This window comes from Kitasatospora sp. P5_F3 (assembly GCF_054049135.1).
On record NZ_JBFUMY010000012.1, the window covers coordinates 25,469 to 50,180 of the forward strand.

Sequence of the window (24,712 nt, forward strand, 5' to 3'; positions counted from 1 at the left end):
GCCAGATGTCCAGCGGCTCAGCTCCACCGACGCTGTCGGTGAGCGACGCGGCAGCGGTCCGACTGCGGGAGGCTCGTACTCGACGCGGGTGGACCACCAAGCAGCTGGCGGACGCCTGCGGCGCGGCTGGCGCGACCAAGCTGACAGCCGCCGTGCTGGCCAACATCGAAACCGGCCGGAGAGACTCGGACGGTGTTCGGCGTCGCGAGTTGTCGATCGACGAACTCGTGGTCCTGGCGGTCGTGCTGGATGTCGCCCCGCTCCATCTGTTGGGCTTGCCCGACAGTGCCGAGCCGGGAACGAAGATCCAGTTGACTCCTGAACTCGCAGTGAGTGACGGCGAGTTGCTGCTGGAGTGGCTCTGCGGGCAGCGACCGTTGCCCCAGACCGACTCTCGGCAGTTCTACTCGGCGACTCTCCAGCGGATGCCGGCCGCCGACGGTCAGCAGGCCATCGCCGACCTCACCCGCTCGGTGCTCCAAGACCGGGCCGCAGCAGTAGTCGAGTCCTTCAACTCGGAGCTGGCCGCGACTCTGGAGAAGATCAACGCCGCAGTTCAGTCGGGTGCGAGCCCGGAGGAACTTGCCGCACTGCTCAAGTCCGACGAGTCCGGCTCGAAGTAGACCCTGCACCACACCGGCGTCCGGCACGGCCGCGACGCCAGTTCAACGAACCCGCTTGCGGAGCCGTCCGGCTCCGCATCCGTACGGGCAGAGAAGAGGAAGCCTCATGACATGGATGAATCAGCGATTGGCAGAACGACATGCACCACGCTCGGATCGAGGACCGCGGTAAAAACGCGGACTACCTGACGGCCGTCGCACGCGCTCGCGCGGCCGGCCGAACACCGCCGGACCGCTACCGCATCCGCTGGCGCGACGAAGAGCTCGTCCTCCGCAGTATGAGCGTGGCGACTAGGGATCTCGCGAGAGCCCTGCAGGCCGATCTCGCCTACGGCTGGCCTCCGTTGACGCTGAACCATCTCGTTGAGCTCTGGTCCGCGATGCCAGTGGGACCCTCCCGGACGCTCGTGCCGCAGCAGCTGCCCAACCGCAGACCACTCGACTTGCACGCACTGCCACGCCTCGGGGCCAAGCTCGCCATCACGATCACCGGAGCAGACATCGAGCGCTTGATGTCAGCGCTTCACGCCGAAGGCCACCTGAGCATCGCCACGATCAACGGCATCCTCTCAACGCTCAAGCGCGCCTTGCAGTTTGGCGTCAGTGGCAGACACCTCCCCAGCAACCCTGCCTTCGGCATTCGGCCGATTCCCCGGCCAGCCTGATCCGCCCTGCAGCAACCGGCCCCTGCCCCCGCTCCCCTGCACAGAGCAATCTCCACTCCGATGTCTGCGTGCAGCCCCCTTGGCAAATCATGCAACCCGAAATGCGGCAGAAGCCGATCATGAGAACGGGCAGAAAGAAGGAATCGATATGACCGTGGAAACTGCGAAGCAAATCAAGGTGATTTATGTCCCGCGTGTGGATAGAAGACCGGATTAACCATGCCGCCTTCAAGGCGGCCGTGAAAAAGGCCAAGGCCTCCGGGCGCACACCTCCCGGCCGGTACCGCGTCCGGTGGTATGACCCGGACGGCCAGTCCCGGGCGAAGACCGTTCACCTCAAGATCGAGGCAGAGACGGCACGTGCGGAGCTCAACGAGAGGCTGGGCAACGGAACTTACCGAGACCCGTCGGCAGGACGTACCAAGCTCACCGAAGTCGCGGAGGAGTGGTTCTCGGCGAAGCTCAACGTGAGGCGGTCAACTCATGCTCGGTACCGGGGCATCCTGGACACACACATTCTCCCCAAGTGGGGAACGACTCCAGTCGCTCGCATTCAGTTCGACAGCATCGCGACGTGGCTGGGCGATGTCCTGAAAGACTCTGTCGCCAGCGGAAAGGCGCTCTCGGCCAGCACAATCAAGAAAATTCATGTCGTCCTCAAGGGAATTCTCGACTACGCGGTGCGGTCCCGACGGATCGCGTTCAATCCAGCAGTGGGAGTCCCGCTCCCCCGATACGTTCCTGCCGAGCACGTCTACCTGGACAACCTCCAAGTGGAAACGCTCGCGGACTCGTCTGCCGAGTACCGCACGTTGGTCCTCTTTCTCGCCTACACAGGTGTTCGCTGGGGCGAGGCAACAGCCATCAGGGTCAGCCGAGTTGACCTCACGGCACGTCGGGTTCGCATCTCCGAGACCTGGAGCCGCGACAAATCCGGGCCCTACCTCGACGCCCCGAAGAACCACGAACGGCGGTCGGTCCCCATCCCGGCCTTCCTGGTCAAGGAACTCAAGGCCCTCATGGCCGGCCAAGCCCCGGACGATCTCCTCTTCAGGGCACCCGAGGGCGGCATGCTCCATCTCAACAACTTCACCCGGCGCCGATTCAAGCAGGCCCTGGATGCGGCCGGGCTCGCACTTCGCGGGATCACGCCGCACAAGCTGCGGCACACTGCTGCTTCACTGGCCATCGCCAGCGGGGCCGATGTCAAAGTCGTTCAGACCATGCTCGGCCACAAGACCGCGACCCTGACCCTCGACACGTACGGTCACCTGTGGCCGGACCGGCTTGACGAGGTCTCGGACCGTCTCGACACCCAGCGCACGAAGGTCCTGAAGCAGGCGCAGAAGAAGGCCGAGAAGGCCAAGCGGAAGGCGGAGAAGCTCGCTGCCGAGCTGGCCGCACTGGAGGCCGAGGCGGACACCCACGGAGCCTGATGTGTACTGAATGTGTATGGGGCCCCGATCCGAGCCCTTAAAACAGCAACCCGCAGGTCTCTGACCTGCGGGTTCGTTGTGGGCGCAGACGGTTTCGAACCGCCGACATCCGCCTTGTAAGGGCGGCGCTCTACCGCTGAGCTATGCGCCCCCATCGTGGCGCGCCGAGGGTCCGGCGGCGTACGACGAGAGCCAAGAGTACCTGGTCCGGGGAGTGGTCCGCCGCAGGCTTTCGGGCCGGGGGGCCGGAAGGGTGCCGGGATCGTGGGGTGATCGGCGAGAATGGGGCGGAGGCGTGCGGACCGGACTGGGAGTGTGGGCGTGAGGGTGGCCGGTGGCGGCGGCGGGCGGGGTGGCTGGTGGCGGCGGGCCGATACGCAGCGGGCGGAGGCCCAGGCCGCCAGGGACGCGGCGCAGCAGGCGTTCTACGAGCTGGACTCCGCTCAGCGGGAGGTCGAGCTCGCGGTCGAGACGATCCGCGCGGCCGAGGACGACCGGACGGCCCGTCAGGCGCTCACCGACTTCCAGCAGCTCTCGGGCCGGGTCAACGAGGTGAGCGTCGAGTACCTGGCCGCGCTGGACGCGCACGATCTGGAGGACGCGGAGCTGGACGCGGCCACCGCGAACCAGGCCCGCCGGCAGCTGGATCAGGCCAAGCAGAAGCTGACGGGCACCCAGACCGAGCTGACCGGCTTCCTGGCCCGGCTGCAGCCGATACTGCAGCACGCCGAGGCTCAGCTGATCCGGGTCACCCCGGCGGTGGAGCGGGCCAAGCGGGCGCTGCTGGGTGCCACCACCGCACTGGAGGCGGTCCGCTCTGCGGGGCTGAAGGCGGACGACCTGGCGGCCCGACTCGCCGAGCTGGCACCGGAGTTGACCAGGCTGAACGAGGGTGCGGGCCGGCACGGCGTGGCGCCGACGCTCAAGCGGGCCGAGGACGTGGCGCTGCGCGCCGAGGCGATCCGGACCTCGGCCGAGCAGCGGCCGGAGAAGGCCCGGGAGATCGACCGCAGGGTGGGCAGCCTGCGCACCCGGATCCAGGCGCTGGAGACGAAGAGCGAGAGCATCGAGCCCGCGCTGAGCGAGCTGCGCCGCCGGTTCAGTCTGGCCTGCTGGCAGGACCTCCAGCACGTGCCGGAGCAGGCCCACGAGGCCGCTGTCGCCGCCCGGGCCAAGCTGACCGAGGCGGTCCGGGCCCGGGACGAGCAGCGCTGGCCGGACGCGACCGGGGCGATCGGGACGGTACGGGCGCTGCTGGACAGCGCGGACGGCTCGATCGCGGCGGTGCACGCGCGGCTCCGGCAGCTCAACGAAGTGGCGCACGACCCGCACAAGGAGATCGAGCGGGCCAGGTTCGCGATCCGGGACGCCCAGCGGCTGGCGATGGCCGGGCGGCAGACGCCGGACCCTCGGCACGCGGCCCCGCTGGACGCCGCGGTGGCCCGGCTGGACCGGGCGGTGGCGACGCTGGAGGAGGCCGGCCGGCACCCCGACTACTGGCACTTCCTGACCGAGCTGACGGCTGTCCGGGACAGCGCCGCCGAGGTGGTCACGCTGATCCGGGGCACTCACGGCTGAGTGACGCCAGTCACATTACCCGCCGGTAACTTCCTTGCTAGAGTCGCCCCATGGCACGCAAGCGCACCCTGAGCGCCACCACCTTCCGGCGCGGCATCAACCTCTGGCCGCCGTTCCTGTTCGCGGGCATCCGGGTCCTCGCGGTCTCACCGGACTTCCGCTCCGCGAAGGTCCGACTGCGGCTGCGCTGGTTCAACCGGAACTGGGTCGGCACCCACTTCGGCGGCTCGATCTTCGCAATGACCGACCCGTTCTGGATGCTGCTGGTGATGCAGAACCTCGGCCCGGGCTACGTGGTCTGGGACGCGGCCGCCGAGATCGACTTCGTCGCCCCCGGGCGCGGCGACGTCTTCGCCGAGTTCGTGCTCACCGAGGACCGGCTGACCGAGATCCGCGAGCTCACGGCGGACGGCAAGAAGGCGCTGGTCTGGTTCCACACCGAGGTGCTGGCGGCGGACGGCTCGGTGGTCGCCCGGCTGCGCAAGCAGGTGTACATCCGGGAGAAGCGCAAGTCCGACTGACGCCAACGACTGACGCCAAGTCCGGCCGACACTGGGTACGCTGCGGGCATGCCTCGCTACGACTTCCGCTGCCGCACCTGCGGAGCCACGTTCGAACTCCGCCGCGCCATGGCCCAGGCCGGCGACCCGGCCCTCTGCCCGCAGGGGCACACCGACACCGTCAAGCTGCTCTCCGCCGTCGCAGTGACAGGCGCCGGCAGCAGCGCCCCGCAGCAGCCCTCGGGCGGCGGCTGCTGCGGCGGAGGGTGCTGCGGGTAGCAGAAGAAAGGGGCGCGGAGACCAATCAGGCCCCCGCGCCCCGACCTCACGACCCCGCTTGGACAACCCCCGCCGGCCGGGCCGCACCCACCGTGGCCAGGAACTGCCGGACGATCTCCTCGCCCGCCGCCACCCCGATCTGGGTCAGCGCGGTCACCCCGGGCGCGGTCCAGCCCGCGTCCGCGAGCTCGCCGTGGCCCGGGCGCCAGCCGTGGTCGGCGGCCAGCAGCAGGTCAGCGTCCAGCAGCGAGTCACCGGCCGAGAGTACGGTGGCCGCACCGACCCGGCGCTCCACCTCGGCCAGCGCCGAGCTCTTGCTGAGCGGCGTGGGCACCGCGTAGACCTTGCGGCCCTGCAGCGAGACCGACCAGCCGCGCTCGGCGCACCAGCCGGTGAGCTCCTCGATCCAGCCGGCCGGCAGCATGGCCCGCTCGACCACCAGGTACGCGAACAGGTTGTCGGCCACCCGGCGCTTGTGGGTCCACTCCGGGTCGGCGGCCATCGCCAGGTGCTCGACCACCTCGGCCAGCGGCGAACTGCCCTCCTTGAGGCGGGACTTGACCTCGCCCTGCCAGTCCTTGTCCGGCACGCCGCCGACCAGCAGCTGTCCACCGTTGGCGCAGATCGCGTACGGCGGCACCCAACCGGGCGTCGGGCCCGGCAGGTTGACCCGCTCGTACTGGGCCCTGGTCCGGGTGGTGGCGGGCACGAAGACCACCTGCTGGACCAGCTCGACCAGCAGCTCGGCGGCCTGCTCGGTCATGAAGGACAGCGCCTTGCCGTCGTGCACCTCGACCGAGAGCAGCCGGGGCGCCAGCCGGTCGGGCACGTCCAGGGCAAGCGCCCGGTTGGAGTAGATGAGGGTACGGTCCAGATCGCTGGCGACTATGAACTGACGGTCCATCAGTGCTCCACCTTGACTGCCGTGCCGTCGGCGCCGGTCGCGCCGCGGCTGAAACGGGGGTGGATCAGCCCGACGCAGGAGTACGGCAGGTCGTCCACCTCCTCGACGAACACGCCGCGCTGGGCGGCGAGCAGACGTACGTGGTCGAGGTCCGCGCCGGTGCCGCGCTTGGCCAGGATCCGCCAGGGCACCCGGCGCAGCAGCACCCGGGTGGTCTCGCCGACACCGGGCTTGACCAGGTTGACGCTGTCGATGCCGTACTCGGCGCTGATCCGCTCCATCGCGGCCCAGCCGGCCCAGTCCGGGGTGCGGTCGGTGCCGGCCAGCTCGTCGGCGGCCTTGACCGCGTCGGCGTGCACAGCAGCGAATCGGCCGGCCACCGCCTCGACGAAGCTGCGGGAGACGTCGGCCCCGGCCAGCTCGCGGTAGTACTTGGCGCCGTGGAAGTCGTTCGGGCCGATCAGGTCGGACCGCAGCACGGTGCGCGAAATCAGGCCGGAGACCGTGGAGTTGAGGCAGGCGGACGGGATCAGGAAGTCGTCCCGGGTGCCGAAGGTGCGCACGCAGCCGCCCGGGTCGGAGAGCACCGCGAGCTCGGGGTCGAACGGCATGCCCTCCAGCGCGGCGGCCAGCTCCCGGGTGATCGCGCCCTTTCCGGTCCAGCCGTCCACGAAGACCACCTGGCGGGAGTCGTGCTGCTCGGCCAGGTAGCGCAGCGCGACCGGGTCGATGCCCTTGCCGCGGATGATCGAGACCGCGTAGTGCGGGGTGTCCAGGCCGTACGCGAAGGCGAACCAGCGGCGCAGCAGGATGCCGACCGGCGTACCGGCCCTGGCCAGCGAGGCGAACACCAACTCGCTACCGGCGCCAAGGCGTTCGCGGTGCAGCGTCTCCGCCACGGTGCCGACGGCGAGGGCGATCCGGTCCACCGAGGTGGTCAGCGCCTGCTGGAACAGCTCCTGGTACTCCGGGCTCGGCTGGTACTCGACCGGCAGCGACTCGGCGTAGTGCGCGCCCCCGGACTGGACCGCCTCCTCGCGCTCCTCGGTGGGCGCCTCCAGGGCGACCTCGGAGAGGTCGGTGAGCAGCCAGCTCACGTCCTCGGCAGGGTAGGAGGAGAAGGCAGGACCGTGCAGCGGGGCGGGAGTGCTCATCGGGCTCACAGACGGTAGCTGGCTCACAGGAACGGACGGCAGTACGGCGAGCACCACCAGGTCGGTGACCCGGCTCAGTTGGCGCAGCAGCGCCTGCTCGCCCTCGTGCAGGGCCGGGGTGTCGCCGGGCTGGTCGACCACCAGCACCACGGCGTCGAAGCGGCGCCCGGCGTCGTTGCCGGGCGCGACGTTGTAGGCGTACCGCTCCCCCGGGCCGTCGGCCGGGTCGTCGTGGGCGGGGAAGGCCAGCCGGGTCCGGATCGCGTAGCCGGGGTGGTCGACCGCCAGCACCGGCGAGCGGGTGGTGGTGGAGAACCGGACCCGGTCCTCGCCGATCAGCCCGCCCAGCGCGCCGGCGATCCGCAGCGGCGCGTACATCAGCTCCTCGAAGCCGAGCACCAGCACGTTCCGCCGGTCGGCCAGAAGAGCGGCCAGCGGAGCCGCAAGCTCCGGCAGCACGGCGTCCAGGCGGTCCGCGTCGACGGTGGAGAAGCCGTGCCGGCCGCCCTCGGGCAGCCCGGCGGGCCAGGGCAGGTCGACCCGCTCGACCGGCGCGGACGGGCCCTCCGGCGGGGTCTGGGCGGGGGCGGCGGCGATCAGCTCGGCTGCTCGGTCCAGTACGTCGGCGGGCAGCTCGACACCCCCGGTGGCGGTGGCCAGCAGGTCGAGGCGGGCGCCGAGCTCGGCGGCGGCCTCGGTCAGCCTGGCCTGGTCGGCCGGGGTGCGCAGATCGACCAGGGCGACCACCACGTAGTGCGAGCGCGGGTGCCTGGCGTGCAGCGCCCGGATGGTGTTGAGCACGGTGGTGCCGGTGGAGAACTCGTCGTCCACCAGTACCAGCGGCCCGTTCCCGGCCAGGAAGGCCGGGTCGGCGGGCAGCAGCAGGTGCGAGGTGGCGTGCGAGTGCTCCTCCTCGAAGCCGCCGACCGGGGCGACCCCGGCCACCGGCCGTCGGGTGGAGTGCAGGTAGGGCGCACCGAGGCCGTCGGCGACGCTGTGGCCGAGCGCGGTGGCGGTCTCGGCGTACCCGAGCACCACCGCCTCGGCGGCGGCGTCCGGGCCGAGCAGCTCGCGGACCCGGCGGCCCAGCTCCACCCCGGTGCCGTGCACCACGGCGGGCCGCTGCGGCACGTGCTTGCCGAGCACCTGGGAGACCAGCAGGTGGGCCCGCTTCTTGTTCTCCCGCAGCGCGAGCCCGATCAGCTCCGGCAGTTCGGGCGAGCCGGTGAGCCGGAGACCGAGCCGCTCGGTGACCCAACCGCCGGTCCACGTCCCTGATGCGTCCTGAACTGCCAAAACTCCTGCTTTCTCGGTACAAACGGACTCGGTCGACAGTGAGTGTCGACGGTAACTCAGGTGCAGAGGCAGACGCCGAGCAGCTCGGCGAAGCTGACCTCCTCGCGGGCCACCCCGAACACCTGGGCGCGCAGCATGATCCGCTCGGCCCAGGCCCGGTGCGGCTTCGCCTCGTTCATCTTGTTGGTGTACGCCGAGCGCAGCACCCCGCCGCCGCCCTGGTGCTGCTGCAGGATGTCCCGGGCGTCCGAGTACTCCTCGTGGGTGACCACGGAGAGCGCGTGCACCGCCGGGACGTGGCTGGGGTGGATGCAGGTCTTGCCCAACAAGCCGTTGGCGCGGTCGAGTTCGATCTCGCGGATCAGGCCGTCCAGGTCGTGCTCGATGATCCGCTGGCGCAGCCCCTCGGCCGGCGGGTGCGCCTCGGCGAACGGGGTCCGGCGCAGCTGGGGCTTGAACATCCGCTCCTGGACCGGGAAGTACTCCCAGACCGGCCCGGTCACCGTGTGCCCGGTACCGTCGGCCCGGCCGAGCACGTTCACCACGTCACCGATCACCCCCGCGACCAGGGCCACGTCGTAGGCGGTCAGGTCGGGCGAGCGGCGCAGCCCGTACGCGGAGCACAGGTCGGTCACCCCGAGCCGGACGGCGAGCACCCGCTCGCGGTACTTCTCCAGCAGCCGGGCGATGCCGAACAGCTGCTCGCGCCGGGTCTCCAGGTGGGCCAGCTCGGGCGACTCCAGCACCGGCATGGCGAACAGCCGGTGCCCGGAGGCGGTCTCGGCGGCGGTCAGCGCCTCCAGGAAGGGGCCGCCGCTCTCCTCGGTGAACTTCGGCAGGACGTACCCGGTGAGCAGGGCGACCGCCGGGCCGAGCCGGTCGGTCAGCTCGGTGATCTGCTCGGGCGTGCGGACCCGGACGAAGAGCAGCGGGAGGTCGTCACCGGGGCCGGCCGCGTGCAGCTCGGTGAGCTGGGCAACCAGGTTGGCCTCGGCGGCCGGGACCTCGTGGTCGGCTATCGCGTCCTCCAGGCAGAGCACCATCGACACCACGCCACGGGCGGCCTGCTTGCGGACGTCCGCCAGCAGCGTGCTCCGGGTGGCGGGGCTGTAGAGGGTGGCACCCAGTGCGGTGGACAGCAGCTCGGCGGGGCTGTCCCGGTGGAACTCACCCGGCTGTTCCAGGAAGAGGCGGCTGCGGTCGGCTGCAGCGAGATGGCCGAAGTGGCGCATGGTGCTCTCCCGGGATGTCGGAGTGGCTGACTCTGGATAGACGGATGGGCCGTCCCGATGGTTCGCGGGACGGCTCGGCGGGGTAGGAAGGACCTTCGGGGCCGGGTGAGTTGGTGACCGGCGCCCACAAGCGGCCATCGTACGGTCGATTTCGGCCATGCCGAACACCCGAAACGTCGATTTCTCGGAAGATTACCGTCCGCGTCACAAAGCAGGCGTCCGCTGTCCAGCACCGGGTGGACTGGGCGCGGAGGAAGGGTGTGGACCGAGGGCAGGTGGGTGGAGCAAGCCGTCGCGTTGTCCACAGTGCTCGGGAACCGGCAGGATGGTCCGCTATGACGCACGTGATGGCCAAGGGCGCCAACATCTCGCTGACGGCCGCCGCCGTCCGTGCCGTGCTGCGCTGGACGACGGCACCGGGTGCGCCCGACGTGGACGCCTCGGCGCTGCTGGTCGGCGCCGACGGCAGGGTCCGCACGGACGCCGACTTCGTCTTCTACAACCAGCCCCGCCATCCGTCCGGGCTGGTCCGCCACCTGCCGAAGCAGCGCAGCGGCGCCGAGGTCGCCGACACCGTCGAGGTGGAGCTGGGCAAGCTGCCGCCGGACGTGGACCGGGTGGTGCTGGCGGGCTCGGCCGAGGGCGGCGCCTTCCCGGCGGTGACCGACCTGCGGGTGGTGCTGCACGACGCCGCGTCGCCGAACGGTGCGGCACCGATCGCCGAGTTCTCCTGCACCGACGCCGGCCAGGTCACCGCCCTCGTGGTGGCGGAGCTGTACCGCCGGGGCGGCGGCTGGAAGTTCCGCGCGATCGGCCAGGGGTACGCGGAGGGCCTGGGCGCACTGGCCACCGACTACGGCATCACGGTCGAGGACGACGCCGCGCACGCGCCCTCGGCACCGCCGACCGTCGTCCCGGTCACCCCGGTTAGCCCGGCCGCCCCGGAGCCGGAGAGCTACGCCCTGACCCCGGCCGCGCCCCGCCCGATCCCGCCGCCCCCGCCCTACCAGCCGCAGCAGGCACCGCAGCCCCAGGCACAGCCGCAACCGCAGCCCGCGTACGGCTACCCGCCCCAGCCGCCCGCCTACCAACCCCCGGCGGCCCAGCCCCCGTTCGCGCTGCCGCCGCAGGGCCCGCAGTTCCAGCCGCGCTGACGACAGCAGGTCAGCTCTCCGGCGTGCTCGCCTTGTAGCCGCGCTGCCACTGCATCCCGAAGCCGTACAGCCGGTCCAGGTCGGACTGGAATCCGTGCACGTACCGAACCTCCCGACGGACCGTCAACTGCCCGTCCCCGGTGTTCTCGATCAGCACCACCGCACACGAACGGGCCGCCGCCGCCCGCTGGTCCAGCGCGATCTCCAGCCGGGGGCCGGTCTGCGGCACGATCGTCACGGTGGCGTGCGTCCGGTCGAACGCCGGGGTGTCGTCGTAGATGTAGACGAAGATCAGCAGCCGCCGGAACTGGTCCTTCTTCTCCAGGTTGATGTACATCGTCTCGCCGGACGGCGCCCCGTAGACGTCGTCCCCGCTGAGCTTGATGTACGGCGGGCGCTGCAGGTCGCCGAAGTACTTGCCGAGCGGCTGCACCACCCCCCGGGTGCCGTCGGTGAGTTCGTACATGCAGGCCAGGTCGAGGTCGACGTTGACCTGCGGGCGGGAGTAGCTGTCCGGCTCCATCGGCCGCAGGATCCGCGGGCTGAGCAGCCGCTTCAGCGAGGCGCCGGGGGCGGCGGACTCGGCGGTGCGGGTGGTCCAGTGCAGGTTGACGTACAGGTAGCCGGTGGTGGCCGCCGGGCCGGTCAGGGCGTGCTGCGGCTGGGACTTGGTCAGGGTGATCTTGTACTGGCTCCCGGTGTCGAAGCTGTCACGATCCCTGCGCAGGTAATCCCAGAACGAGACCATCGCTTCCCTCCCCAGATCAGCCAGCCCACCGTACCGGACCCCTACCCAACCGGGGGCCCGAGTCACCGTCAGATACCGGGCGCGTCACGCTGGCAGATGGATAGTCACCTCCCGTAGCATGCACGCCCCCTGGACGCGATATCGTCTAGCCGCACATGTGTACCTGCCGTCACGTACGGGTACGCTCGGACCTCCTGCCGCGGCGCCGTCGACGCGCCGCCCGGTCCGGCGCACCCGCCGCTGCCCCGAACTGCGGAAAGCCGAGGCCCACGCCGCGATGAACCTCTCCTCCATACAGCTGGTCTGGACCGTAGTAGGTGGCTCAGCCCTGTTGTTCACCGCCTTGCTTGTGGCCGCCCTGCGGTTCAAGAACGACAAGGCCGAATCCACCGAAGACTCCTGGGAGCGCAGTGAGGAGCGCCGCCGCCGCAAGGAGCTGGTCTACGGCATCTCCTCGTACGTGCTGCTGTTCTGCTGCGCGGGCGTGGCCGCCGCGCTCTCCTTCCACGGCCTGGTCGGCTTCGGTACGGAGAACCTCGGCCTGACCGGCGGCTGGGAGTACCTGGTCCCGTTCGGCCTGGACGGCGCCGCGATGTTCTGCTCGGTGCTCGCCGTCCGCGAGGCCAGCCACGGTGACGCCGCGCTCGGCTCCCGCCTGCTGGTCTGGGTCTTCGCGATCGCCTCGGCCTGGTTCAACTGGGTGCACGCGCCGCGCGGTGGCGGCCACGACGGCGCTCCCGAGTTCTTCTCCGGGATGTCCATCTCGGCCGCGATCCTGTTCGACCGGGCGCTGAAGCAGACCCGCAAGGCCGCGCTGCGCGAGCAGGGCCTGGTGCCCCGCCCGCTGCCGCAGATCCGGATCGTCCGCTGGATGCGCGCCCCGCGCGAGACCTACGCGGCCTGGTCGTTGATGCTGCTGGAGAACGTCCGCAGCCTGGACGAGGCGGTCGACGAGGTCCGCGAGGAGCGTCAGGCGAAGATGGACGCCAAGACCCGGGCCCGCAGTGCGGACCGGCGCGAGCGGGCCGAGCTGAAGGCGATCTCCCGCTCCAGTGGCGGCGTGCTCGGCCGCAGCCGGGGTGGCCGCCAGGTGGCAGCCCTGACCGCGGGCTCCGGCGACGGCCAGTCCGCTTCGGAGCCTGCGCTATCGGATGACCCGATGGCCAAGGTCGGCCCGTCCGCGCTGGAGCCGGCCGCACTGACCGCGGGCCGCCGCCCGCGGGCCGCCGTCGGCGGTGGCTCGACGATCGACCTGACGGTCGACGACGACACCCAGTCGATGCCCAAGCTGGACTCGCTGGACACCCTGGAGCGCAAGCTCCGGGCGATCGAGCAGCGCCTCGGCTGACACCCGAGGACACACGAAGGGCCCCCGACCTCAGGTCGGGGGCCAGCACCGAGGAGGCGAAGGCGGCGGCGATGAAGCCGACGCCCACCAGACCGGTGACCAGCTCCGGCACGTGGTACTCGATCCCGACCAACAGGATCACCGCCAGCACGCCGATCGCGTAGTGCGCGCCGTGCTCCAGGTAGACGTAGTCGTCCAGGGTGCCCTTGCGGACCAGGTAGACCGTCAGCGAGCGGATGTACATCGCGCCGATGCCGAGGCCCAGCATGATCATGAAGATGTTCTGGGTGATCGCGAACGCGCCCACCACGCCGTCGAACGAGAACGAGGCGTCGAGGACTTCGAGGTAGAGGAACAGGAAGAAGGCCGCCCGGCCGCCGACCTGGATCAGGGTCTTGCCCGACTTCTCGGCCTCCTCCTCGGCTTCGGCGTCCTCCTCCAGGCGGTGCTCGAAGACACTGGAGAGGCCGTTCACCGCGAGGTAGGTGGCCAGGCCGAGCAGACCGGCCAGCAGCACCGTCTCGGCGTTGTCACCGGCGAACACGTTGGCCGCCACGGCGATGGTCACCAGGGCGATCACCGAGGAGAAGGCGTCCAGCTTGCCGACCTTCTCCAGCGGACGCTCCAGCCAGGAGAGCCAGTTGAAGTCCTTCTCCTCCAGGATGAAGTCCAGGAAGATCATCAACAGGAAGATGCCGCCGAAGGCCGCGATCGCCGGGTTGGCCATCTCGAGATACTCGCCGTAGGTGTACCCGGCGTACTCCTTGCCCTCGTTGAGGGCCAGGTCGATCACGGTCGAGGGGCTCAGGTGCGCCGTGAGGCCGACCACCAGCAGCGGGAAGATCAGCCGCATACCGAAGACGGCGATCAGGACACCGACGGTCAGGAAGATCTTCTGCCAGAACGGGTTCATCCGCTTCAACACGGTGGCGTTGACCACCGCGTTGTCGAAGGAGAGCGAGATCTCCAGGATCGAGAGGATCAGCACGACGCCGAAGCCCTCCCACCCCCAGAGCAGGCCGGCGGCGACCAGGCCGGCGGCGGTGATGCCGAACGACCAGCCGAATGTACGGAGGACCACGGGAGTTGTTTACCTTTCAGGTGGCAGGAGGAGCTGGGGAGACAGGGGTTACTGGACGTTGACGCCGAAGTCCAGGGCGATGCCGCGCAGGCCGGAGGCGTAGCCCTGGCCGACCGCGCGGAACTTCCACTCGCCCTGGTACCGGTAGAGCTCACCGAAGATCATCGCAGTCTCGGTGGAGGCGTCCTCGGAGAGGTCGTAGCGGGCGATCTCCTGACCGTCCGCCAGGTTCACCACCCGGATGTACGCGTTGCTGACCTGGCCGAAGTTCTGCAGCCGGGTCTCGGCGTCGTAGATCGAGACCGCGAAGACGACCTTGTCGATGGTGGCCGGCACCAGTTCGAGGTTGACCACCACGGTCTCGTCGTCACCGTCGCCGTCACCGGTCAGGTTGTCGCCCTGGTGCTCGACCGAACCCTCCGGGCTGCGCAGGTTGTTGTAGAACACGAAGTGGGCGTCGTCCGGCACCCGGCCGCCGCTGCACAGCAGCGCGCTGGCGTCCAGGTCGAAGGCCGCCCCCGTGGTGGAACGGGCGTCCCAGCCCAGACCGATCTGCACCTGCGTCAGATTCGGCGCGGCCTTGGTCAGCGAGACGTTGCCGCCCTTGGCGAGCGTGACACTCATGATGCTTCCTCCAGCTCCCCCCGTCGCCGGGGCTCCCGTCCGTACCGCACCCGGTCCACGGGGGCCGTACGGTGCCGCGGGTTCGGCCCTCCCCCGGGCGATCGACCTCCCAGGTGTACGCCCCCGCGACGCTCTCCGGGCCCTTACCGGCCCGCTGAACTTGCTGAACTCACCCACCCGCGCCGCACGGCACGGCGAAGGCCGGGGCCGATCGAAGCGCGTACGCTCCGGCCGACCCCGGCCTCAAGCCTATTCACCCGGATTCGGGCGAGGCACTCAGGTCAGACATTGACCCCGAAGTCCTGCGCGATGCCGCGCAGACCGGAGGCGTAGCCCTGGCCGACGGCCCGGAACTTCCACTCCTCGCCGTTGCGGTACAGCTCGCCGAAGACCATCGCGGTCTCGGTCGAGGCGTCCTCGGAGAGGTCGTACCGTGCGATCTCGGCGCCGCCCGCCTGGTTCACCACCCGGATGAACGCGTTCCGGACCTGGCCGAAGTTCTGCTGGCGGTTCTCGGCGTCGTAGATCGACACCGGGAAGTTGATCCGCAGCACGTCGGCCGGCACGGCGGCCAGGTTGACCTTGATCTGCTCGTCGTCGCCCTCGCCCTCACCGGTGGTGTTGTCACCGGTGTGCTCGACCGAGCCGTCCGCGCTCTTCAGGTTGTTGAAGAAGACGAAGTTGCCGTCCGAACCGGTCTTGCCCTCGGCGTTCAGGAGCAGCGCGCTGGCATCCAGGTCGAAGTCCGAGCCCGTGGTGGTCCGGACGTCCCAACCGAGGCCGATGATGACCGCGGTCAGGCCCGGGGCCTCCTTGGTGAGCGAGACGTTGCCGCCCTTGCTGAGGCTGACACCCACTTGGTCCTCCAAAAGCGCTGATGGTGTTTCACTCTGCCCAACGGCCCGATCGTAGTGCCGGGTTCCCCACCGTGGGCAGTGACCCGGCCCGGTCGACCGTACGAATGTCCACCAACGCACGCCGAGGCCCTCCGGCACGATCGCCGGAGGGCCKCGGAAGGGTCTCAGAGCGCGTCGACGGCGGCCAGGTAGGCCTGCTCGTCCCGGGCGTCCGGGAGGCCGTTGACGATCGACCAGCGGACCACGCCGGCCTTGTCGATGACGAAGGTGCCGCGCACCGCGCAGCCCTTCTCCTCCTCGAACACGCCGTACGCCTTGGAGACCTCGCCGTGCGGCCAGAAGTCCGAGAGCAGCGGGTAGTCCAGGCCCTCCTGGTCGGCGAAGACCCGGAGGGTGAACGGCGAGTCGTTGGAGACCGCGAGCACCTGGACAGAGTCGTTCTGCAGGCGCGGCAGCTCCTTCTGGATCGCGCAGACCTCGCCGGTGCAGACACCGGTGAACGCGAACGGGTAGAAGACCAGGACGACGTTCTTCTCGCCCCGGAAGTCGGAGAGCTTGACCAGCTCGCCGTGCTGGTTCTTCAGCTCGAAGTCCGGAGCCTCGGTGCCTACCTCGATCGCCATGCTGGTCCTCCTGCGTGAATGCCTCTGGTCGGGTGCCTCAGGCATCCTTGCATCCGTTTGAGGCCGTTCCGCCGAACGAGTGAGGGCAGTTGCCCGATCCGTCCCCGATTTCGCCCTGGGTGAACAAGGTCACCGGCAGCAACTACAGGCCATCCTCGGAAACGAACGGGCCCCGCTGGAGAAAACTCCAGCGGGGCCCGTTCCGAGATGTTCCGAGTCAGCGCTTGCCGGTCTTCGCCGCCTTCGGGGTGGCCAGCCGGGTGCCCATCCAGTCCTTGGCGAGGGCCACCGAGCTGGTCTGGGAGAGTCCGGCGGTCTTGGCGGCGTCGGCGATCTCGTGCGCCTCCACGTGCCCGTCCCGGCCGGTCTTGGGCGTCAGCAGCCAGACCAGGCCGCCCTCTGCGAGGTACTCCAGGGCGTCGACGAGGGCATCGGTCAGGTCCCCGTCCTCCTCGCGGTGCCACAGCAGGACGGCGTCGGCGACGTCGTCGTAGTCCTCGTCGACGAGTTCAGTACCGGTGATCTCCTCGATGCCCTCGCGGAGATCCTGGTCAGTGTCTTCGTCGTACCCGAGCTCCTGGACGATCTGGCTCGACTCGAAGCCGAGACGGTGCGCCGGGTTGGACTTGTCCGCGGGGTCCGCGGTCGCGCTCACGGGAATAACCTCCAGTATTCGGCTCGACATCCTTGCCGAGGCTTGGCCGTAGTCCACACGGGACCGGCGGTTCGCGCAAGTACCCGCACCCCGATCCCACCCAAAGGTTGACGGTTCGGGCGGGGACACGCCCGATTGGCGTGTCAGGAATCACACCGATTTGCCCTTTTCTGTACGGACCCTTGATGCTGCCGGGGCCACTGGTACCGAACCGCCAGGATGACCGAGATACGAACGGCATTCGGGTTACGCACCCATGCGGGCGTAAAGTCTCCTGTTGGCCCTCGTCCCGGATGTCCGCCATCGGACCCCCGGGAAGCCTGGAAGAGATTCCAGGTCCAAGGTCGGTCCACCTCTTCGTACCACCCGATGGCGCGTTACGGGCAGCGACGCTCAGCGCACCATCCGATCGGACCGCTCACCAGGCGGAACGGTTACCCATCGGTAGATATGACGGATCTCCGAGTTGCGGTACACGATGGAGGCGGCGCGACACACCTCAGTTTCGACCGACAGTGAAGGAACAGCGTGGCTTCCGGAGCAGATCGCAACCCGATCATCATTGGCGGCCTTCCGAGTCAGGTCCCGGACTTCGATCCCGAGGAGACCGCGGAATGGCTCGAGTCGCTTGACGCGGCCATCGACGAGCGGGGCCGCGAGCGCGCCCGCTACCTGATGCTCCGTCTGATCGAGCGCGCCCGCGAGAAGCGTGTCGCCGTGCCCGAGATGCGCAGCACGGACTACGTCAACACGATCGCCACCAAGGACGAGCCGTTCTTCCCCGGTAACGAGGAGATCGAGCGCAAGGTCCTCAACGCGACCCGCTGGAACGCGGCCGTGATGGTCTCCCGGGCCCAGCGCCCGGGCATCGGAGTCGGTGGCCACATCGCCACCTTCGCCTCTTCCGCGTCGCTGTACGACGTGGGCTTCAACTACTTCTTCCGCGGCAAGGACGCCGAGGGCGAGTCCGGCGACCAGATCTTCTTCCAGGGTCACGCCTCCCCCGGCATCTACGCCCGGGCCTTCCTGCTGGACCGCCTGAGCGAGACCCAGCTCGACGCGTTCCGCCAGGAGAAGTCCAAGGCGCCGTACGGCCTGTCCAGCTACCCGCACCCGCGGCTGATGCCGGACTTCTGGGAGTTCCCCACCGTCTCGATGGGCCTCGGCCCGCTCGGTGCGATCTACCAGGCCCGGATGAACCGCTACCTGGAGCACCGGGGCATCAAGGACACCTCGTCCTCGCACGTCTACGCCTTCCTCGGCGACGGCGAGATGGACGAGCCCGAGTCGCTCGGCCAGCTCTCGCTGGCCGCCCGTGAGGGCCTGGACAACCTGACCTTCGTGGTGAACTGCAACCTGCAGCGCCTGGACGGCCCGGTCCGCGGCAACGGCAAGATCATCCAGGAGCTGGAGTCGCAGTTCCGCGGCGCCGGCTGGAACGTCATCAAGCTGGTCTGGGACCGCAGCTGGGACCCGCTGCTCGCCCAGGACCGCGACGGCGTGCTGGTGAACAAGCTGAACACCACGGTGGACGGCCAGTTCCAGACCTACGCGACCGAGACCGGCGCGTACATCCGCGAGAACTTCTTCGGCGGTGACCTGCGGCTGCGCAAGATGGTCGAGAGCATGACCGACCAGCAGATCCAGCACCTGGGTCGCGGCGGCCACGACCACGCCAAGGTCTACGCGGCGTACAAGGCGGCCCGCGAGCACAAGGGCCAGCCGACCGTGATCCTGGCCCAGACCGTCAAGGGCTGGACCCTCGGGCCGAACTTCGAGGGCCGCAACGCGACCCACCAGATGAAGAAGCTCACCACCGAGGACCTCAAGCGCTTCCGCGACCGGCTGCACCTGCCGATCACGGACAAGCAGCTCGACGAGGGCTACCCGCCCTACTACCACCCGGGCAAGGACTCCGAAGAGATCCAGTACATGCACGACCGGCGCAGCGAGCTGGGCGGCTACATGCCCACCCGCAAGGTGCGCCCGCGCAAGCTGGAGCTCCCGGGCGACGACGCCTACAAGGCGGTCAAGAAGGGTTCGGGCAACCAGACCATCGCGACCACGATGGCCTTCGTCCGCGTCCTCAAGGACCTGATGCGGGACAAGGGCATCGGCAACCGCTTCGTGCCGATCGCGCCGGACGAGTACCGCACCTTCGGTATGGACTCGCTCTTCCCGTCCGCCAAGATCTACAACCCGCTCGGCCAGACCTACGAGTCGGTCGACCGCGAGCTGCTGCTGGCGTACAAGGAGTCCAAGACCGGCCAGATGCTGCACGACGGCATCTCCGAGGCGGGCTGCACCGCCTCGCTGATCGCCGCCGGTTCGTCGTACGCGACGCACGGCGAGCCGCTGATCCCGGTCTACGTCTTCTACTCGATGTTCGGGTTCCAGCGCACGGGTGACCAGTTCTGGCAGATGGCCGACCAGCTGGCCCGCGGTTTCGTGATCGGCGCCACGGCGGGCCGCACCACGCTGACCGGTGAGGGTCTGCAGCACGCGGACGGCCACTCGCAGCTGCTCGCCTCGACCAACCCCGGCGTCGTCGCGTACGACCCGGCGTACGGCTTCGAGATCGCGCACATCATGCAGGACGGCATCAACCGGATGTACGGCTCGTCGGAGAAGTTCCCGCACGGCGAGGACGTCTTCTACTACATGACGGTCTACAACGAGCCGATCAAGATGCCGGCCGAGCCGGAGAACGTGGACGTCGAGGGCATCCTCAAGGGCATCCACAAGTACGCCCCGGGCACGGCGGGTTCGATCCCGGCGCAGATCCTCGCCTCGGGCGTGGCGGTGCCGTGGGCGCTGCAGGCCCAGCAGATCCTCGCCGAGCAGTGGAACGTCAAGGCGGACGTCTGGTCGGCGACCTCCTGGAACGAGCTCCGTCGCGACGCGGTGGAGGTCGAGGAGTTCAACCTGCTGCACCCGGAGGAGGCGCAGCGCGTCCCGTACGTCACCACCAAGCTGTCCGGCTCGGAGGGCCCGTTCGTCGCGGTCTCCGACTGGATGCGTGCGGTGCCGGACCAGATCTCGCGCTGGGTGCCGGGCCAGTACCAGTCGCTCGGTGCCGACGGGTTCGGCTTCGCCGACACCCGTGGTGCGGCGCGCCGGTTCTTCCACATCGACGTGCAGTCGATCGTGCTGGCCGTGCTGACCGAGCTGGCCAAGCAGGGCAAGATCGACCGCTCCGCGCTCAAGGAGGCGATCGACCGCTACCAGCTGCTGGACGTGGCCGCCGCCGACCCGGGTGCCGCGGGCGGCGACGCCTGATCACCGGTTGAACCGAAGGGCCGCTCCCGCTGGGGGCGGCCCTTCGGCCTTTCCTGACGGCGCGTCGGCTGCGCTCCCCGGCGGTGGGGCGGGACCATGACGGGTGCCCGTCGCCATCGCGCTCTTCACCCAGGACCTCCGGCTGCACGACAACCCCGTGCTGCACGCCGCGCTCGCCGCCGACCGGGTGGTGCCGCTGTTCGTGCTCGACGACGGCCTGGCCGCCACCGGCTTCGCGGTCCCCAACCGGGCCGCCTTCCTCGCCGACTGCCTGCGTGACCTGGACACCGGGCTGCGCTCGCGCGGCGGGCACCTGGTGCTGCGGCGCGGTGACGTGGTCGCCGAGACCGCCCGGGTGGCGGCCGAGACCGGCGCCGGGGCGGTGCACGTCGCGGCTGGGGTCACCGCCTTCGCCCAGCGGCGGGAGGGCCGTCTGCGGGCGGAGTTCGGCGACCGGCTGGTGGTGCACGACGCCGTGCTGACGGCGCTGGCGCCGGGCGCCGTGACCCCGGCGGGCAAGGACCACTACGCGGTCTTCACGCCCTACCTGCGAGCCTGGTCGGCCGCCCCACGACGGAAGCCGCTCGCTGCGCCCCGGGCCGTCCCGGTGCCGGACGGCGTCGCGAGCCTGCCCGTTCCCGTCGTACGCCCCGACTCCCCCGAGCTGCCGCCGGGCGGCGAACGAGCCGGGCGGGCCCGTTGGAAGCGCTGGACACCGGGCTCCCGGGACGTGCTCGCGGCCGACGGGACGTCACATCTCTCCCCCTACCTGCACTTCGGCTGCCTGTCGGCGACCGAGCTGGCCGCCGGGACGCCGGACGAGGACTTCGTCCGGCAGCTGGTCTGGCGGGACTTCCACCACCAGGTGCTGGCGGCCCGGCCCTCGGCATCGCGGGCGGACTACCGTCCGCGCGGCGACCGCTGGCACCGGGACGAGGACGAACTCACCGCCTGGCAGGCCGGGTTGACCGGCTATCCGATCGTGGACGCCGGGATGCGGCAACTGACCGCCCAGGGCTGGATGCACAACCGCGCCCGGCTGGTGACGGCGAGCTTCCTGGCCAAGACGCTCTACCACGACTGGCGGGAGGGGGCCGAACACTTCCTCGCCCTGCTGGTCGACGGCGACGTGGCCAACAACCAACTCAACTGGCAGTGGGTGGCAGGCACCGGCACCGACACCCGGCCCAACCGGGTACTCAACCCGCTCCGCCAGGCCGAACGCTTCGACCCCGACGGCACGTACGTCCGCCGCTGGGTCCCGGAGCTGGCGCACGTGCCGGGCGGCGCCGTGCACCGGCCCTGGCTGCTGGCGGAGCGGCCCGACTACCCGGCTCCGCTGGTCGAGCTGACGGCCGATCGGTTCGGGCAGGGACGGCCCGGATAGGGTGCGCTGGTTCGCGCACTCGATCGTTGGGATCCTTCCTTGTCCATACCCACGACCCGGCAGCTCTGCTGGGCCGCAGCAGCTGGTGTCTTCGCCGTCAGCAGCGCGCTGCTCCCGCTCATGGTCGTCTCCACCAACCGGTTGAGCGAACACGTCGGCCTGGTCGCGCTCTCGGGCCTCGGTTCGCTGGTGCTGGCCTGGGTCACCTTCCTGCTGGGCATCGCGGCGCCGGTTCGCCGACGCCGGTCCTGGCTGGCCGCGACGGCCGGCGCCCTGGTGGCGGTGGTCCCGGTCGGCCTCGGCGCCCACTGGCTGATGCTTCCGTCCGGGGACAGTGGCCTCCCGACGACGGCGGTGGCCTGGACCGCACCACTCGACCGGCCTGCCAACACGGTCACTCTGGCCGTCTGGCAGCAGGGGGAGACCGTGGTCCGGGTCCGCCCCGACGGGCTGTACGCCCATCGGGCGGCCGACGGCGGGCAGGTGTGGACCCTGCCGATGCGCGACCACGAGCGCCACTCCGGCGGGCGGGATCGCGGCGATCGGGCGGTCGCGGCCGTGAGCCGGGGGCAGGTCGTCTCCGGACGGATCGCCGTCGCAGCGGACCAGGTCCTGGTGTCCTACGGGGACCGGCTCCAGTCACTGCGGGTCAGGGACGGCGGCGAACAGTGGCAGACACCGTTCGCCAAGAGCTGCACCACGGACCGACTGGCCGCGGCCGGCACCCGGGCCGTGCTGGTCGAGTACTGCTCGGTGCAGCACCCCCAGGGCAAGGCAGCACTGCTGCAGTACGACCTGACCAGTGGGCAGCTGAGCTCGCGGACCGAACTGCCCACCGAGACCTTCCTCGGTCAGGCGGCCGTGCTCTCCGTCCAGCCGCTGGTGCTCCGGCTGGCCGAGAGCCTCCGCAGCGGGGTGAACGGGGTGCTCTCCTTCACCGACGACGGCCGGCTGCGGGCCACGGTGCCGTTCACTTCGCCCGAGTACGACCTGGACCTCGACGCCCAGGCCTTCGGCGCCGCCCCGGTACGGCCCGTGGTGGTGACGGAGGATCAACTCGTCACCCGGGTGAAGCGGGTCGGCGGCGGCGCGGCGATCGTGTCCTTCTCCCTTGCCGACGGCTCCCGGCGCTGGCTCACCGACGCGGACCGCGACGTGTACGCCCTCGCCGCGGGGCAGGGCGCGGTGGTGGCGCTGACCGCCTACGGCCACAGCTTCCATGACCAGTTGCTCCGGCTGGACCCGCGCACCGGGGAGGTCCGGTCACGGACCCTGGCGAGCGAAGCCCGGAGCGGCGGGACGGCCTGGCTCGGCGAGGCGCCGAACCGTTACGTGATCGCCAACGAGCTCGGCGGCACCGATCCGTACCGGCCGCTGATCGGCCTGCTGCGCTGAACCGGACATGGGGAAAAGAGCGCCGGACCACGCCCCCTTCCCCATGACAGTGACTCAGATGTGCACGGCCGGACCGGCGTCCGTCGCACCCCGCTTGGTGAGCAGGCCGAGCAGGGCAGCCGCGAAGGCGACGGCGGCCGCTACCGCGAAGGCCAGCGACATGCCGCTGACGAAGGACTCGTGGACGGCGGTGGCCATGCCCTGCACCACCTGCTCGGGGGCGCCGGCCGGGGCGGGCGGGGCGATGCCGAGCTGGGCGGCCTGGTCGAGACCGGCCTGCTGGGCCGGGTCGACCGGCGGGAGGCCGGCGCCGGCCCAGTTGCCGGGCAGCACGTCGGTGACCTTGGCGGCCATCACCGCTCCGAGGACGGCGGTGCCGAGCGAGCCGCCGACCTGCATGGCGGCCTGCTGGAGACCGCCCGCGACGCCGGAGAGCTCCAACGGGGCGTTGCCGACGATGACTTCGGTGGCGCCGACCATGACCGGGCTGATGCCCAGGCCCATCAGGACGAACCAGAGCGACATCACGCCGGTGCCGGAGTCGGTGGTCAGCGTGGACATCCCGTACATCGCCACGGTGGTGAGCACCATGCCGACCACGATCGGGATCCGCGGGCCGACCTTGCCGATCGCGGCCCCGGCCGCCGGGGCGCCGACGATCATCATGCCGGTCATCGGCAGCAGGTGGACGCCCGCCTGAACGGGCGTCATGGCGTGCACGTTCTGCAGGTAGAAGGTGACGAAGAAGATCGCGCCGAAGAACGCGAACGCCATCAGCACCATCAGCAGGGCGCCGGCCGAGAGCGGCACCGAGCGGAACAGGCTGAGCGGGATCAGCGGCTCCTCGGCCTTGGTCTGCCAGAACGCGAACAGCACCAGCGCGAGCACCGCACCGCCGAGGAAGAGCAGCGTGCTGCTGTCGCTCCAGCCCCAGGTCGGGGCCTTGATGATGCCCCAGACCAGGGCGAACATCGCCACCGAGAGCAGCAGGATGCCGGGCACGTCGAAGGACTTGGCGGCGTTCTCGGCCCGGACGTCCTTGAGGATCCAGATCCCGAGTGCCACGGCCGCGATGCCGACCGGGATGTTGATGAAGAAGACCGACTGCCAGCTGACGTGCTCGACCAGCAGCCCGCCGACGATCGGACCGGCGGCGGTGGAGGCACCGATCACGCCGGCCCAGATGCCGATCGCCATGTTGAGCTTGTCGGCCGGGAACGCGCCGCGCAGCAGGCCGAGCGCGGCGGGCTGGAGCAGCGCGCCGAACAGGCCCTGGAGCACCCGGAAGGCGATCACCAGCTGGATGTTGCCCGCGAACCCGATCGCGGCGGAGGTGGCCGCGAAGCCGGCCGCACCGACCAGGAAGGTGGACTTGTGGCCGAACCGGTCGCCGATCTTGCCGGCCGTGATCAGGAAGACCGCGAGCGCCAGCAGGTAGCCGCTGGTCACCCACTGGATGTCGGCGGGCGAGGCGCCCAGGTCGCTCTGGATCACCGGGTTGGCGATCGCCACCACGGTGCCGTCCAGCGCCACCATCATCACGCCGACCGCCACCGTGAGCAGGGTCAGCCAGGGGTGTCCCTGGAACCGTGCGAGACCGGTGGGCGGTGTGCTGCGCTGCGGCGGCACGGCCGCTTTCGCGGTCTTGGTTAGGGGCTGGCTCATCTGACGGACCCTCCGGGGCTTTTGATCGCTGTGACCGCTGTGACCTGTGTCCTGTGATCAGGGCACGGCGGTGGCGCCCCGGCCCACCCGTCCCCACGAGTCGTCCGGCCTGACGGGCGCCACCGCCGGATGAGATTATGTCAGTCCCTGACATTCGGCAAACACTGCCTTGTGCCGCTGGCTGACTTCTGCCAAGGTCTGCCATTTGTCAGCGCGCTATCGTTATGAA

Annotated in this window: 20 protein-coding genes, 1 tRNA gene and 1 pseudogene; 11 read left to right on the forward strand and 11 right to left on the reverse strand. The window is 70.1% G+C overall.

Annotated elements, in window-relative coordinates; all coding sequences use genetic code 11:
- Positions 1-5: 5 nt before the first annotated feature.
- From ACXJMZ_RS10495 to ACXJMZ_RS10505, 3 genes are all read left to right on the forward strand, one after another.
- Entirely contained in the window at positions 6-623 is a 618-nt protein-coding gene (locus ACXJMZ_RS10495; RefSeq protein WP_457029735.1) for a helix-turn-helix domain-containing protein, read from the forward strand.
- Between the two features lie 140 nt (positions 624-763).
- Complete coding sequence (locus tag ACXJMZ_RS10500) at positions 764-1,288, forward strand: hypothetical protein (protein ID WP_457029736.1); 525 nt, start codon at positions 764-766, stop codon at positions 1,286-1,288.
- Positions 1,289-1,473: 185 nt separating this feature from the next.
- On the forward strand, positions 1,474-2,724 hold the full coding sequence (locus ACXJMZ_RS10505; protein WP_457029737.1) for a tyrosine-type recombinase/integrase: 1,251 nt from the start codon (positions 1,474-1,476) through the stop codon (positions 2,722-2,724).
- Positions 2,725-2,803: 79 nt separating this feature from the next.
- On the opposite strand, the gene ACXJMZ_RS10510 is transcribed toward ACXJMZ_RS10505, so the two are convergent.
- Positions 2,804-2,875 (reverse strand) — tRNA-Val (locus ACXJMZ_RS10510).
- A 170-nt stretch (positions 2,876-3,045) separates the two neighbouring features.
- Between ACXJMZ_RS10510 and ACXJMZ_RS10515 the strand changes: the two genes are divergently transcribed.
- The 3 genes from ACXJMZ_RS10515 to ACXJMZ_RS10525 are packed head-to-tail and all read left to right on the forward strand — an operon-like array spanning position 3,046 to position 5,081.
- Complete coding sequence (locus tag ACXJMZ_RS10515) at positions 3,046-4,302, forward strand: hypothetical protein (RefSeq protein ID WP_457029738.1); 1,257 nt, start codon at positions 3,046-3,048, stop codon at positions 4,300-4,302.
- A 50-nt stretch (positions 4,303-4,352) separates the two neighbouring features.
- On the forward strand, positions 4,353-4,823 hold the full coding sequence (locus ACXJMZ_RS10520; protein ID WP_457029739.1) for a DUF4442 domain-containing protein: 471 nt from the start codon (positions 4,353-4,355) through the stop codon (positions 4,821-4,823).
- Positions 4,824-4,871: 48 nt separating this feature from the next.
- Positions 4,872-5,081: an FmdB family zinc ribbon protein gene (locus ACXJMZ_RS10525; RefSeq protein WP_457029740.1), complete on the forward strand. Its 210-nt coding sequence runs from the start codon at positions 4,872-4,874 to the stop codon at positions 5,079-5,081.
- Positions 5,082-5,127: 46 nt separating this feature from the next.
- Here ACXJMZ_RS10525 and ACXJMZ_RS10530 read toward each other — a convergent pair whose 3' ends face one another.
- From ACXJMZ_RS10530 to ACXJMZ_RS10540, 3 genes are read right to left on the reverse strand one after another with little or no spacing between them, the layout of a single operon-like run.
- Positions 5,128-5,985: an HAD family hydrolase gene (locus tag ACXJMZ_RS10530; RefSeq protein WP_457029741.1), complete on the reverse strand. Its 858-nt coding sequence runs from the start codon at positions 5,983-5,985 to the stop codon at positions 5,128-5,130.
- A complete protein-coding gene (locus ACXJMZ_RS10535) occupies positions 5,985-8,435 on the reverse strand; it encodes a phosphoribosyltransferase (protein WP_457029742.1) in 2,451 nt (816 codons plus the stop codon). Before ACXJMZ_RS10535 ends, ACXJMZ_RS10530 begins: the two co-directional genes overlap by 1 nt.
- 56 nt (positions 8,436-8,491) lie before the next feature.
- The gene (locus ACXJMZ_RS10540; protein WP_457029743.1) at positions 8,492-9,667 is read right to left on the reverse strand and encodes an HpcH/HpaI aldolase/citrate lyase family protein; all 1,176 of its coding nucleotides are present in this window, start codon (positions 9,665-9,667) and stop codon (positions 8,492-8,494) included.
- A gap of 335 nt (positions 9,668-10,002) precedes the next feature.
- Between ACXJMZ_RS10540 and ACXJMZ_RS10545 the strand changes: the two genes are divergently transcribed.
- Positions 10,003-10,821, forward strand: a complete 819-nt coding sequence (locus ACXJMZ_RS10545; protein WP_457029744.1) for a TerD family protein — start codon at positions 10,003-10,005, stop codon at positions 10,819-10,821.
- Between the two features lie 10 nt (positions 10,822-10,831).
- On the opposite strand, the gene ACXJMZ_RS10550 is transcribed toward ACXJMZ_RS10545, so the two are convergent.
- Complete coding sequence (locus tag ACXJMZ_RS10550) at positions 10,832-11,569, reverse strand: TerD family protein (RefSeq protein ID WP_457029745.1); 738 nt, start codon at positions 11,567-11,569, stop codon at positions 10,832-10,834.
- Between the two features lie 277 nt (positions 11,570-11,846).
- On the opposite strand from ACXJMZ_RS10550, the gene ACXJMZ_RS10555 reads away from it, so the two are divergent.
- Complete coding sequence (locus ACXJMZ_RS10555; RefSeq protein WP_457029746.1) at positions 11,847-12,917, forward strand: DUF2637 domain-containing protein; 1,071 nt, start codon at positions 11,847-11,849, stop codon at positions 12,915-12,917.
- Here ACXJMZ_RS10555 and ACXJMZ_RS10560 read toward each other — a convergent pair.
- The 5 genes and pseudogenes from ACXJMZ_RS10560 to ACXJMZ_RS10580 all read right to left on the reverse strand — a co-directional run.
- Positions 12,895-13,998, reverse strand: a pseudogene (locus ACXJMZ_RS10560) (DUF475 domain-containing protein); the annotation flags it as partial. The gene ACXJMZ_RS10555 and the pseudogene ACXJMZ_RS10560 sit on opposite strands and share 23 nt — an antisense overlap.
- Before the next feature lie 48 nt (positions 13,999-14,046).
- Positions 14,047-14,622 carry a TerD family protein gene (locus ACXJMZ_RS10565; RefSeq protein ID WP_057238822.1) on the reverse strand — a complete coding sequence of 192 codons (576 nt, stop codon included), beginning with the start codon at positions 14,620-14,622 and terminating at the stop codon, positions 14,047-14,049.
- 281 nt (positions 14,623-14,903) lie between these two features.
- On the reverse strand, positions 14,904-15,479 hold the full coding sequence (locus tag ACXJMZ_RS10570) for a TerD family protein (protein ID WP_057238820.1): 576 nt from the start codon (positions 15,477-15,479) through the stop codon (positions 14,904-14,906).
- 164 nt (positions 15,480-15,643) lie between these two features.
- Positions 15,644-16,102 (reverse strand): peroxiredoxin, encoded by a 459-nt coding sequence (locus ACXJMZ_RS10575; RefSeq protein ID WP_057238818.1) that lies wholly within the window; start codon positions 16,100-16,102, stop codon positions 15,644-15,646.
- 217 nt (positions 16,103-16,319) lie between these two features.
- A complete protein-coding gene (locus tag ACXJMZ_RS10580; protein ID WP_457029747.1) occupies positions 16,320-16,757 on the reverse strand; it encodes a DUF3052 domain-containing protein in 438 nt (145 codons plus the stop codon).
- Between the two features lie 528 nt (positions 16,758-17,285).
- Between ACXJMZ_RS10580 and aceE the strand changes: the two genes are divergently transcribed.
- The 3 genes from aceE (at position 17,286) to ACXJMZ_RS10595 (ending at position 22,818) form a co-directional block, all read left to right on the forward strand.
- Positions 17,286-20,036 (forward strand): pyruvate dehydrogenase (acetyl-transferring), homodimeric type, encoded by a 2,751-nt coding sequence (gene aceE, locus ACXJMZ_RS10585; protein WP_457029748.1) that lies wholly within the window; start codon positions 17,286-17,288, stop codon positions 20,034-20,036.
- A gap of 103 nt (positions 20,037-20,139) precedes the next feature.
- A complete protein-coding gene (locus tag ACXJMZ_RS10590) occupies positions 20,140-21,423 on the forward strand; it encodes a cryptochrome/photolyase family protein (protein ID WP_457029749.1) in 1,284 nt (427 codons plus the stop codon).
- Between the two features lie 39 nt (positions 21,424-21,462).
- Positions 21,463-22,818, forward strand: a complete 1,356-nt coding sequence (locus ACXJMZ_RS10595; protein ID WP_457029750.1) for an outer membrane protein assembly factor BamB family protein — start codon at positions 21,463-21,465, stop codon at positions 22,816-22,818.
- Positions 22,819-22,872: 54 nt separating this feature from the next.
- Here the strand turns inward: ACXJMZ_RS10595 and ACXJMZ_RS10600 are convergent, their stop codons facing one another.
- On the reverse strand, positions 22,873-24,483 hold the full coding sequence (locus tag ACXJMZ_RS10600) for an MFS transporter (RefSeq protein ID WP_457029751.1): 1,611 nt from the start codon (positions 24,481-24,483) through the stop codon (positions 22,873-22,875).
- Positions 24,484-24,712: the final 229 nt, after the last annotated feature.